General features: G+C 64.2%; 9 protein-coding genes. 8 read left to right on the forward strand and 1 reads right to left on the reverse strand.

Annotated features, from left to right (window positions below; translation table 11 throughout):
- The first annotated feature begins 2 nt into the window (after window positions 1-2).
- A complete protein-coding gene (gene flgL / locus RA164_RS03865; protein ID WP_329742660.1) occupies window positions 3-1,232 on the forward strand; it encodes a flagellar hook-associated protein FlgL in 1,230 nt (409 codons plus the stop codon).
- Between the two features lie 88 nt (window positions 1,233-1,320).
- Here flgL and RA164_RS03870 read toward each other — a convergent pair whose 3' ends face one another.
- Complete coding sequence (locus tag RA164_RS03870) at window positions 1,321-5,409, reverse strand: glycosyltransferase (RefSeq protein ID WP_329742661.1); 4,089 nt, start codon at window positions 5,407-5,409, stop codon at window positions 1,321-1,323.
- Between the two features lie 352 nt (window positions 5,410-5,761).
- Between RA164_RS03870 and RA164_RS03875 the strand changes: the two genes are divergently transcribed.
- From RA164_RS03875 to fliE, 7 genes are all read left to right on the forward strand, one after another.
- Window positions 5,762-7,153 (forward strand): flagellin N-terminal helical domain-containing protein, encoded by a 1,392-nt coding sequence (locus tag RA164_RS03875; protein WP_329742662.1) that lies wholly within the window; start codon window positions 5,762-5,764, stop codon window positions 7,151-7,153.
- A gap of 200 nt (window positions 7,154-7,353) precedes the next feature.
- Window positions 7,354-8,853, forward strand: coding sequence for a flagellar filament capping protein FliD (gene fliD / locus RA164_RS03880; protein ID WP_329742663.1), 1,500 nt, complete (start codon window positions 7,354-7,356; stop codon window positions 8,851-8,853).
- A 14-nt stretch (window positions 8,854-8,867) separates the two neighbouring features.
- Window positions 8,868-9,287, forward strand: coding sequence for a flagellar export chaperone FliS (gene fliS, locus RA164_RS03885; protein WP_329742664.1), 420 nt, complete (start codon window positions 8,868-8,870; stop codon window positions 9,285-9,287).
- On the forward strand, window positions 9,287-9,589 hold the full coding sequence (locus RA164_RS03890; protein WP_329742665.1) for a hypothetical protein: 303 nt from the start codon (window positions 9,287-9,289) through the stop codon (window positions 9,587-9,589). Before fliS ends, RA164_RS03890 begins: the two co-directional genes overlap by 1 nt.
- Before the next feature lie 74 nt (window positions 9,590-9,663).
- Window positions 9,664-10,215, forward strand: a complete 552-nt coding sequence (locus RA164_RS03895) for a PilZ domain-containing protein (RefSeq protein ID WP_329742666.1) — start codon at window positions 9,664-9,666, stop codon at window positions 10,213-10,215.
- A 359-nt stretch (window positions 10,216-10,574) separates the two neighbouring features.
- Complete coding sequence (locus RA164_RS03900; RefSeq protein WP_329742667.1) at window positions 10,575-12,002, forward strand: sigma-54 dependent transcriptional regulator; 1,428 nt, start codon at window positions 10,575-10,577, stop codon at window positions 12,000-12,002.
- A 61-nt stretch (window positions 12,003-12,063) separates the two neighbouring features.
- Window positions 12,064-12,411 (forward strand): flagellar hook-basal body complex protein FliE, encoded by a 348-nt coding sequence (gene fliE, locus RA164_RS03905; RefSeq protein ID WP_329742668.1) that lies wholly within the window; start codon window positions 12,064-12,066, stop codon window positions 12,409-12,411.
- The last annotated feature ends 41 nt before the right edge of the window (window positions 12,412-12,452 follow it).

Genomic DNA, 12,452 nt, shown 5'->3' on the forward strand with positions numbered 1-12,452 from the left:
ACATGCGCATATCCACACTCTGGCATTACCAGCAGTCGGTCAACACCATGCTGTCGCAGCAAAGTACGCTGGCGCAGACGCAGAACGAGGTGAGCACGGGCAAGCGCATCAATGTCGCGTCCGACGACCCGACCGGTGCGGCGCAGATCGTGGCCATCGACCATACGCTGGCGCAGAACAACGGCTATACCAGCGGCATCAATGCCGCCAATACCCGGCTTTCCACCGAGAGCAGCACGCTGAGCTCGGTCACCAACCTGCTCGATCGTGCGCAGTCGCTGGCACTCAGTGCGATGGACGGCTCGATGTCGTCGCAGAATCGCGCGAGCATTGCCGGCAACCTGGTGCAGGTGCGCAACCAGCTGCTGCAATACGCGAACACGACCGACGCCAACGGCAACGCATTGTTCGCCGGCACCAGCAACACCACGGTGCCGTTCTCGCAGAACGCCGACGGTTCGGTGAGTTACCAGGGCAATGCCACGCAGCAGATGGCGCTGATCGGCAGTGGACTGCAGATCCCCACCGGCGATGCCGGCAGCGCGGTGTTCATGAACATTCCCGCCGGCAACGGCAGCTTCGTGGCCAGCGCGGGCAGCGCCAACACCGGCACGCTGGTGGTCGGTTCGAACAGCGTCACCGACCCCGCCGCCTGGAAAGCCGCCGAAAGCGCTGCCGGCGGTCAGTTCACGATCAGCTTCGACGCCAGCGGCAACTGGACCGTGGCTGATGCCAGCGGCAATCCGGTGAACGACGCCAGCGGGAACCCGATCACCGGCACCTACAGCAGCAGTACCGGCAGCATCAGTTTCGACGGCATGTCGGTCAGCCTCAGCGGTACGCCAGCCGCCGGCGATACGGTGACGGTGCAGGCCAACCAGAAGCAGGACATCTTCAGCACGCTCAACCAGATGATCAATGCGCTGCAGGGGTCCGGCAGCAATACCCAGATCACCAACACCATGAACCGCCAGCTCGAGTCGCTGGACCAGGCGCTGGGCACGGTCAGCAATGTCCAGGTGCAGGTCGGCGGCCGCATCGACGAGCTCAACCAGCAGAGCACTGCATACTCGAGCCTGGGCGTGACTTACCAGTCGGCACTGTCCAACGTGCAGAACGTCGACGCCTACAGTGCGATCAGCAACCTTAGCCTGCAATCGGCGGCGCTGCAGGCCTCGCAGCAGAGCTTCGCCGCGGTGAAGTCGCTGAGCCTGTTCAACTACCTGCAATAACCCGACCCGGTTGCCATCGCCGGACAGAGAAACGCCCCTGCATGCAGGGGCGTTTCTCAGTTTCCGGTGTGGCCACGACTCTGCGGGATCAGTCCGGCAGCCAGGCCTGGCGGAACGCCTCGAGATGTTCGCCGCGCAGCATCCAGTCGCGCTGTACCTCGTCGCGCAGCCGGTCGCCTGCCCGTGCGGTGGCGTCGAGATCGGACAGGTGCTCGCGGATCGCGGTGATCCAGTCGCGGTAGCGGTTCTTGACCAGGGTGGCGGGCAGGTTGTCGCGATAGCACTCGATGTCGCTGGCGATCACCGGGAAGCCGCAGGCGCCGTATTCGAGCAACCGCAGATTGCTCTTGCAGGCGTTGAACAGGTTGTCCTCCAGCGGGGCCAGGGCGAGGTCCAGGTTCAGCGAAGCCAGCTTGGCCGGATAGTCGGCGATCGGCACGCCGCTGTGGAACTCGTGCACATAGGGTTTGAGCTTGTCGGGGCACATGCCGAAGAACACCCATTCGACCTCGTCGGCCAGATCGCGCACCACATCGGCGATCAACTCAAGGTCGCCGCGATGACTGGAGCCGCCACCCCAGCCCACGCGGGGCTTGCGGCCGGTACGGCGGGTACTCTCCAGGTTGTCCCACCAGTCTGTCGGCAGCCGATTGCGCACTACCCGGATGTCTTCGTGGAAACCGGCGAACTGTTCGGCCAGCGGCGCGGTCGACACCACGAAGCGATCAGTCAGCGCCACGGCCTTGCGCAGCGCTTTCAGGATGTCCTTGGGAAGGGTGCCGTGGGCGATGCTCTTCAGTGGGACGTTGGGCAGGTAATCGTCCAGTTCGTACACCTTGAAGGCACGGCTGAACTCGCGATACCGGCGCAGTACCTCCAGCTGGTTCGCGGTGAGCTGACGCTGCAGCACGATCGAGTCCGGTGCATAGCGCTCCATGTCGATGTGCTGTAGGTGGATCTCGGCGATCGCTCCTTCGGCCTGGCGCTCGCGCTGCAGTGCCAGGAACGGCTGCATGATGCGGTAGTGACCGCAGCCATGGTGATCGGCAGGCACGCAGAACAGGCGCGGCAGCAATGGCCTGGCGAACGGCTGCCAGGCCGGCATGCGCCGCTTGTCCAGGTCGAAGCCGTTGCCGTTGAGACTGAGGTTGGGGCTGTAGGCCGGGTCGCGCGCCAGCAGCGGCAACCATTTGCCGTACATGGTCTCCTGTTCCTTCAGAAAGCGCTCGCGCTTGGTCTGGGCGGCAGTGACATCGACCTTGCGCTGGCTGACGCTGCCTTCGTGCATCAGGCGTGCATACGGCGTCCACACGTTGAGGTAGCCGGCACTGTGTACCTTCAGACACAGGTCGACGTCGTTGTAGGAGACCTTGAACTGCGTCTCGTCGAGGCCGCCGACCTGTTCGTACACCGACTTGCGGATCATCAGACAGGCAGCGGTGACTGCAGTGTAGTTTTGGTCCACCTGCAGCCGGTGCATGTAGCCGTTGGCGTCTGCCGGCTGGCCGATGAAGGGGTGGTCGGCCGGGCCGCGCAGTCCAAGCACCACACCGCCATGCTGGATGTTGCCGTCCGGGTAGTGCAGCTTGGCGCCAACGATCCCGACTTCCGGCCGTTGGGCGTGATGCAGCAAGGCCTCGATCCAGTCTTCTTGCAGCACCGCGGTGTCGTTGTTCAGCAGCACCAGGTACTCGCCGCGTGCCTGCGTGGCGGCAAAATTGTTGATCGCCGAGTAATTGAACGGGTGCGGGTAGCGCAATACGCGCAGCTGCGCGCTCTGCAGCCGCTCGATGCCATCCAGATAGGCGCAGGCGGCGGGTTCCTGGCTATCGTTGTCGACGATCAGCAGCTCGTAGTTCGGGTAAGCCGTCTTGGCCAGCAGGCTGTCGAGCAGACCGTTGAGCATCGGCAGCTGATCGCGGGTGGGCACGATGATCGAGACCAGCGGCTGTCGCGGATGCAGGTAACGCACCCGGTTGATGCCAGGCAGCGCACCGGGCTGCATCTCATGCGCGACGCCCAGCCGGTCGAGATGGGCGGAGACCACGGCTGCCGTGTGCGCGGTGACCTCGGGCGATGACAGCCAGGCCGCATAGGCGGGCTGCGGGCGGTACAGCACTTCGGGCAGGTGACCGACGCTCTGCCGGCCATGCCGCTCGATGATGCGCAACAGCAGGTCGTAATGACCCAGTTCGCGCCATGTCGTGCTGAGACCGCCCAGATCGCGCAGTACATCCAGCCGCACCGCGAGCAGTCGACCGGTGTAGGGGTAACTGCGCAACAGGTCGAGGTTCAGGTCCGGCTTGAAAATTGGCTTGGCCGCCTCGCCGTCGACCAGGCTGTCCTCGTCGACGTAGCAGCAGGCCATGTCCGGGCGGGCGGCAAAGTGTGCCGACAGCAGCCGGATGGCATCGACGCCCAGCGTATCGCCAGCGTGCAGGGTCAGCAGCACCTGGGCCGGGCTGTCCGCGGCGAATGCGTTGAGCTGTGCGTTCCAGTCATCGGCTGCAGGCAGGATCACGATGTCGCCGGCCGCGCGCGACTGCGCGGCCAGGCTGTCGCGCGTGCGCTCAAGCGCAGCGGCATCGCCGTGGTCGATTATGGCCACATCCACGCGGCATCCTGCGCACAGCGAATCGCTCAGGGCTACCTGTGCCGGACTGAGGCGTCGCCAGTCCAGCCATTCGCGATAGATTTCATCTTCGCTCATCGGCCGCAGCGCAATCAGGGTCTTCTGCCGCTGGCGCTGATCGAGGTTGCCGGCGAGTTGTGCCAGCAGTTGGTCCAGAAGTTCGATGCGGTGTGCGCTGCGCTCTGGGTCAGGCTCGATCAATGGCAGCCGTGCGGCTCGTGCATAGGCGTGCTCGATCTCGATGCTGAAATTCGCCTGGCCGTGGCAACGCGTGACCGCATCGCGCGCGAACGCTCCGCGTTGCGCACGGTGAGCAGGCTGATCGACCAGTTCGAGCAGGGCCTGCCGGTAGGCATCCGGATCGGACCACAGGTAGCTGGGGGGCGGGATCGCATCCAGATCCTGGCTGAAGCCGCATTGCCGCCAGCTCTCGGGTGCGTACTTGATCACCGGGCGCCCGATCGCGGCGGCTTCCAGCAACGCCGTGTTGGAGGGAAATGGCGAGGCGTCCAGATAGACGTCGCAGGCGTGATAACACGAAACCAGCTCTGCCTCGGTGAGGTAGCCCGCGCAATGTACGCGCTCCAGTGGCAGTTCGGACCAGGTATCCATCTGCTCGTCCTGCGCCGGGCCGACCAGCAACAGGTGCACGTCCTGACGCTCGTGCAGCACCGGGGCGATCAGCCTGGCCAGCGAGACACCGTCGATGGGATCAAACTTGTAGTCGCTGCCGGACGAGAGCAGCAACACCGCGTTTTGCGGAATGCCGAAACGGGCGCGGATCTCGCTGCTGGCTGCCGCCGGGGTCAGCCGGTCGGCATCGATCGGAATCGGTGCCCAGCTCAACTGGTTCGGTGCGATGCCGCGTCGTGCAACGCTGATCCGTGCGGTGGATTCGGCCAGCGAGACCACCAGGTTGGAGATGGTCGCGCCCAACCAGAATACATGGCCCGCGTGATCCTCCAACAGCACATGCGGCGGCTGGCTCATGCCGGCCAGCGCAAGGTTCGGCAGGATGTCGTTGGGGTGGATGTGCAGTACGACGTGATCGGCCGCAGCCAGGATGTTGCGTAGTTGCAGCGTGCGTTCGATCAACGATTTCGCATCGAGCTGGACCAGTTCGATCAGGCCATCTTCGATCAGTTGCGCAATCCGTGGCGGTATCGGTGAACCGTCCTGGCGGGTCAGCACGATGGTATGGCGCGATTTCCTGTCCGCGTCGATCCAGCGCGTCGCCAGCCGGGTGTGACCGCCGATCTCGGTGGCGTTGCTGAGCACGGTCAGCACGCGGCGGGTGCCGGCTAAAGACGTTGCCGGTGGCGTGGGCTGGGCATCGCCCAGGGCCTGGCCAATGCGTCGCAACAGCGCCTCCAGCTCTGGCGATACGAATACGCCGCAACTGTGCAGCCAAGCCCAGGTGGCAGTTTCCTGCGCCCGCTCGATCGCGAGCCGCCAGTCGGCCTGTTCGACAGCCATGGCCAGCCGGTCGAGATGCTCGCGGAATTCGGCATGGTTCTGCGCAACAGGAGATTCGTCGTTCTGCATCAAGGTGCCTCGTGCGTGGCCGATGGAATGCCGTTGCGTCGGAATACCGTCGCGCGGCATGGGCATGGACGAGGAAGCAAGGGAGGTGCCAACGCCGGGCCCTGGTATAGCCAGAACGGCGGGTGCCGCGAATGGCATCGGCAGACCCGGCGGCAGATCGACGTGGTGATGGAGCCGCCAGACCGGGGTGCCCGCGAAGCGTAATCCCGGTTCTGCGACAGGCTTGCGCGCTCAAGTATTTCCGTGCAGGGCCGAAAAGATGCCCGAGGCGGTTGGTGATCCGGCGATCGGAACCCCGCTGGATCAAACGTCAGTCAAGCAAACCGCCCAATCCATTCCTAGGAGACATCACATGTCACTGGTCATCAACACCAACATCTCGTCCCTGGTGGCGCAGAACAACCTGAACGGCTCGCAGAGCGCCCTGGCCAAGGCCACCGAGCGCCTGTCCTCGGGCCTGAAGATCAACAGCGCGGCCGACAACGCCGCGGGCTTCGCCATTGCCACCAACTTCCAGACCCAGATCGGTGGCCTGGCGCAGGCGAGCAACAACGCCAGCGACGCCATCAATCTGGCGCAGACGGCCGGCTCCGCCCTGAACCAGGTGACCTCCAACCTACAGGCGATCCGCGACCTGGCCGTGCAGGCCGCCAACGGCACCTACAGCGCGTCCAACCGCCAGCAGATCAATACCGAAGTGCAGCAGCGCCTGCAGGAAATCACCCGCATCGCCAACCAGACCAGCTTCAACGGCACCAACGTGCTGAATGGCAGCGCCGGTACGCTGTCGTTCCAGATCGGCGCCAACGTGGGCCAGGCGATCGACGTGAACCTGAGCCAGGGCGTGCAGTCCTCGCAGATCGGCCAGATCGCGCAGACCTCCAGCGGCAACATCAGCAGCGCGTTCGGTTACACCATCACCGGCAGCAACCTGAGCATCGCCGGTACCTCGGTCACCGGTACCTTCTCTTCGGTCAGCGGTCTGGCCAATGCGATCAACACCCAGCTCGGCACCGGCTCCAGCGTGACCGCCTCGGTCAACGCCAACGGCGAGCTGACCCTGACCAACGCCGGTACCGGTTCGGTCACCGTCAGCGGTTCCTCGGCTACCACGCTGGGCCTGTCCACCGGTAGCAACGTGCTGACCTCGGGCGCCTCGGAAACCTCGACCAATGCGGCCTCCGAGACCTCCAGCCTCACCCTGACCGGCACCGCGCTGACGGTCAACGGCACGGCAATCACCGGTACCTTCTCCAGCGTGCAGTCGCTGGTCGATACCATCAATGCCAACGGCCTGAACGTCAGCGCCTCGGTCAATGGTGCGCAGAACGGTTTCAACCTGTTCTCCAATTCCACCATGGAAGTGGGCGCGGTTTCCGGTGGCGTGCTGAGCGGCAGCAGCCTGACCACGGGAGCGATCGCGGTCACCGGTTCGCTGCAGAACGGCAATGTGCTGACGGTGGATTCCGCCAACGCACTGGTCGCCGGCGTCGATGCCGCGCTGAACTCGGTCAGCAACCTGGCCAGTGACCTGGGTGCGGTGCAGAACCGCTTCCAGTCGACCATCGCCACGCTGAGCGCGCAGTCGACCAACCTGCAGTCGTCGCAGAGCTCGATCCAGGACGCCAACTTCGCCCAGGAGACAGCCAACCTCAGCAAGTCGCAGGTGCTGGAACAGGCGGGTATCTCGGTGCTGGCCCAGGCCAACGCGCAGCCGCAGCAGGTGCTGAAGCTGCTGGGCTAATAGCAGGTGGCATCCGTTCATGGCCGCGGTAGCGGCCATGAATGTGCGAGTCGGACCGGATGCCGTCGTCGTTCCGCACGGCGGCATCCTTCTTGCTTCGACGACCTGAGACGCCAGAAAAACGGCGCCGGCGATTTGCCGAAAGGCCGGTCGCAAGGCACGCGGCGTATCTCGACCAGTCCACTATTCGGAGTTGCAGCATGACCACGACCAGCAGTGCCACCGGCAGCCTGAGTGCCCTGAATACGCTGATGAGTTCGTTGTCGTCGGGCAGCAGCACGTCTTCCACCTCTTCCTCGTCGAGCTCATCGTCTTCGAGCACCTCGACGGGCACCGGCCTGCTCAGCTCGGCCGGCATCGGTTCCGGCCTGGACGTGACCGCCATCATCACGGCACTGGTCAACGCCCAGCAGGCCGGGCCGCAGGCACAGATCGCGGCCCAGGCGCAGCAGGACCAGAACCTGGAATCGGGTCTCAGCGGTCTCAGCAGCGCGCTCAGTTCGCTGCAGTCGGCGATGAATGCGGTCGGTACCAGCTTCAGCAGCTATACGGCCACCTTGTCGGATACGACCGTGGGAACAGCAACGGCCGCCAACGGTGCGACGCCGGGTACCTACGATATCCAGGTCAATTCGCTGGCGACCGCACAGAAGCGCGTCAGCGGGGCATATACCAGCGGCTCGGCCGTCGGCAGCGGCGCACTGAACGTTACGGTGGGCAGCTCCACCATGAACATCTCGGTGTCTTCCACCAGTACGCTGGCGGACATCGCCAGCTCGATCAACAGCGCCTCGAACAACCCGGGTGTGACGGCGACGGTGCTCAACGGCACGGGTGGTCAGCAGCTGGTGCTCAGCTCGAACAATACCGGCACCGCCAATGCTTTCACGGTGACGGCCGCCAGCGGCAGCAGCAGCGGACTTTCCAGCCTGGCCAGCACGCTGAATACGGCGGGCAGCAGCGAGGCGTCCGATGCGCAGTACACCATCGACGGCGTGGCGATGAGCAGCAGCAGCAACACCGTGGGCAGCGCGCTCAGCGGTGTCGTGCTCAACTTCGCGGCGACCGGCAGCACCAAACTCACGGTGGCCCAGGACAACAGCGGCATCACGTCGGCGGTGCAGAGTTTCGTTTCCGCCTACAACCAATATGCCAGCACGATCGGTGTGCTGAGCAGCTATGACAGTTCCACCGGTTCGGCCGGCCTGCTGCTGGGCAATTCGACCCTGCTGTCGGCGGAAAACCAGATTTCCAGCGTGCTGGGCAGCCAGGTCGGCGGCAACGCCCTGCAGTCGCTGGCGAACATCGGCATCACCCGCAATGCCGACGGCACCATGTCGCTCGATTCGCAGACCTTCAGTGCGGCCCTGAGCAGCAACCCGTCGGCGATGCAGAGCCTGTTCACCGGGACCAATGGCTTCGTCTCCAAGCTCAGCTCCACGGTCGATACGTTCACCGGGGCCAATGGCACCATCCCGCAGCAAATCAGCAACCTCAACAACGATCTAAGCAACCTCAACAATCAGGTTACCCAGCTCAATAGCCGCATGGACGAGTACAAGGCCCAGCTGAACGCGCAGTACACCAATCTCGACACCATGATGTCCCAGCTGAACAACACCAGCAGTTACCTGACCCAGTCGATGGCGGCCATCAGCGGTACCAGCACCTCCAGTTCCAGCAGCAAGAGTGGCGGCTAAGGAGAGGCATGACGATGAACCAGGCATACGCTCGCCAGGCTGCGGCCATGTATCAGCAGTACAGCGCCCGTGCCGGCGTGGAGGACGCCGACGCCCACCAGCTCGTTTCCATGTTGCTGGATGGCGCGATCGACCGCATGGCCCAGGCCTGCGGTCATATCCGGCATGGCGATGTGGCCGGCAAGGGCAACAGCATTTCGCGCACCGTCGCCATCATCGGCCAGCTGCGCATGTCGCTGGATCACGAGGCGGGTGGCGCGCTGGCCGACCGGCTCGAGGCGCTCTATGAATATGTGACGCGGCGGCTCATCCACGCCCAGCTGCACGACGATGTGGCGGCGCTGGAAGAATGCATCCGCCTGCTGTCGCCGGTGCGCGAAGGCTGGAAGGGCATCCGAGGTGAGTATCTTGCCGGCCGGGCCGTTGGTTCCTGATGGCATCGAGTCAGGCCTATCACGCACTCGAGCAGGCATTGGCGGTCAGCGGGCGCATGCTCGAGGCCGCCGAGATGGGTGACTGGGAGCAGGTGACCCGGCTGGACCTGGAGCGCAGGCGCTGGTTGGCGCAGGGTTACCCCGGTGATGAGCAGAGCAGCAGCTTCCTGGCCGTGATGCTGGAGCACAATCGACGGTTGCTTGCGATGGCCAGGCATGCGAAAGATAACGTAGAACAGGCAATGACCGACCAGCAGAAGCGGCATCAGGCACTGGGCGCCTATATGCGGGTCATTAGATAGGGCATGGGCGGTTCGTGGCTGGAACATGCCGGCCACCGATTGCTTTCACCGGGACGACCCGGGCGGGGGGGCTGATGAGCGACGAGGCATGGCAGGCGTTTTCAGAACGGGTGGCCTATGTCGACCATCTGCCGCTGGCACTGTTGCCACGGGACGCGGGCTTGGAAAGCGCCGCCCACGTCGAGGAACGCAACCTGCACGTACTCAACACCCTGGCTGCGCTGGAGGAGCGGCGCAACGAACCTGCCGACGACAGCAATGCGGTGATGCAGGAGCTGCAACGCCTGGACAACAAGCTGAATGTGCTGGTGGACATCGTCGGTCGCCTGCTTTCGCCCGACGCGGACCTGCCGCCACGCCAGGCGTTGCGTCTCAACGCGATCGGCGCCGAGATTCCGGCGTCGCTGCGCCCCGATGAGGCCGGCGCGTATTTCCTGAAGATCCATTTCGACGTCTGTCGCGCCCTGCCGCTGATGTTGCCCGTGCGCTTCGACCCGATTCAGCCGTCCGGACATGGATTTGTGACGCTGGACGTCAGTGGTCAGGCTGTCCAGGAAGGTCTGGAGAGGCTCGTTTTCCGTCAACACCGACGTAAAGTGGCAGAAGCCCGTCACGCAGGCATCTGAAAAGCGCACGGCTTTCGAATTTCTTCATGTGACCCGCATCACATAACTGAGTGCTGCCGCGAGAGAAATACGACGGAGTGTGCACTTTCCGTACTCCTTCGTCTTGCGTTGGGAAAGATTCATAAACAACTGCCGCATATGGGTTTTGCGTCGTCGTGACGCTTCGCTGCGGGTTTGACACGAGCCAAAAATGACACTGGTGCCTGTCACCGCAGCGTCAAATCTGCCGCTGCCTTGGCCTGCTTCTTGCCCCTCTCCGACATGAGAGGGGGCGCCAGGGAACTGGACGCTCGTGAAGGACAGGCGGGCGTCAGGACGGCGTTCTCCGGTCGACAGCAAGACCTGGAAGCAGAACCCACATGCAAACTTTCGACATCCCCGTCATCGAGTCGGACGCCCTGCGCGCCGACGCTGTTCTTTCGGCGCTTCATTTCCTTGGTTACCACCCGCAACTGCACGACGACTGCCGCTCGTTTCCCACGACGTCGACGGAATGGCGTGCCATGTACGTCGGCCACGTCGGTGACGTGTCGGAATTCCATCGCCAGTTCGCGCAGTTCGGCGGGCAGAAGCGTCCGCTGCCGATTCTGCTGGCTGCCGATTCGCCGCTGGCGAGCAAGCTGCCCGAGCTGGGTTCCAGCCGCGACATGCGCGTGGAGCTGATCGAGTTTCCCTTGAACTACGAGCGCGTGGCGCAGGCGATGGCGCGGCTGGCCGCGTTGCCGGTCGCCGGCAATCCGAATGCGCAGCGTTTCGTCGGCCGCTCGATGCCGATGAGCGGTGTCTACAGCCTGATCCGCCAGGTCGCGCCGTTCGATTCCAGCGTGCTGGTGCTGGGCGAGTCCGGTACCGGCAAGGAAATGGTGGCGCGCACCATCCACGAGTGCTCGTCGCGTCGCGACAAGCCGTTCGTGGCGATCAACTGCGGCGCGATTCCCGCCGAGCTGCTGGAAAGCGAACTGTTCGGCCACGAGAAGGGCGCGTTCACCGGTGCCATCAGCGCACGCAAGGGACGCTTCGAAATGGCCGAGGGCGGCACGCTGTTCCTCGACGAAATCGGCGACATGAGCCTGCCGATGCAGGTGAAGCTGCTGCGCGTGCTGCAGGAACGTGCGTTCGAGCGCGTCGGCAGCAACCGCACGCAGCACTGCAACGTGCGCATCATCGCGGCCACCCATCGCAACCTCGAGCAGGCGATCGAGAACGGCCACTTCCGCGAGGATCTGTTCTATCGCCTGAGCGTGTTTCCGCTGGAAATGCCGGCGCTGCGCGATCACCTGGAAGACATGCCGGAACTGGTCGACGAGTTCAACCAGCGCATGCGTCGTCGTGGGCTTGGCGGTGTGCGCTTCAGTGCCGGTGCAATGCAGTCGCTGCGCCAGCACACGTGGCCGGGCAATGTGCGCGAGCTGTCGAACCTGGTGGAACGGATGGCCATCCTGTTTCCGAACAAGGAGGTCCGTGCGATCGACCTGCCGGAAAAGTACCGTGGCGAGATCGCTGCCAGCGACGTGCAGGGTGCTGCGTTGCTGGCGCTGATGGACGAACGCGAGCCGGTTGCCCTGTGCGAGGCACCTGCGGGCGTCGATGCGGCCACGCTGCTGCCCGAGGGCGGTCTCGATCTGAAGGATCACCTAGCCGGCATCGAAGTGGGTCTGATCCGTCAAGCACTCGACACCACCGGTGGAGTGGTGGCGCATGCGGCCAAGTTGTTGCGCATGCAGCGCACGACGCTGGTCGAGAAGCTGCGCAAATACGGGCTGCAGAGCGGTCTTTCCGCGACCTGAGCATGTGGCATGCGTTGTGCATCCACCCCTGTATTGATTGATTGCGCGCCGGAAAATCGCCATGAGCCAGATTGACGTCAACAGTTTGCTGTCGCAGATGCGCCAGATGTCCACGCAGGCCTCGGCTTCGACTTCGGAGTCCGCCTTCAGAAGCATCGGCGCATCGCAGGGCACCAGCCTGGCTGGCAGCAGCTTCGGTGACCTGCTCAAGCAGTCCATCGCCGACGTGGCGCAGAACCAGACGCAGGCGGGAACGCTTGCGGCCAACTTCGAGCGCGGCGCCCCGGGCGCCGATCTGGCCAGCACCATGGTGTCGATCCAGAAGGCGCAGCTGTCGCTCAGTGCGATGAACCAGGTGCGCAACAAGCTCGTGGAGGCCTACAAGGACGTCATGGGCATGTCGATCTGACCCGGTCGACCCTGTCGATCCGGCCTCGTGTTCCACCACCA

The sequence above is a fragment of the Dyella sp. A6 genome, assembly GCF_036320485.1.
Classification (GTDB): Bacteria; Pseudomonadota; Gammaproteobacteria; order Xanthomonadales; family Rhodanobacteraceae; genus Rhodanobacter_A; species Rhodanobacter_A aluminiiresistens.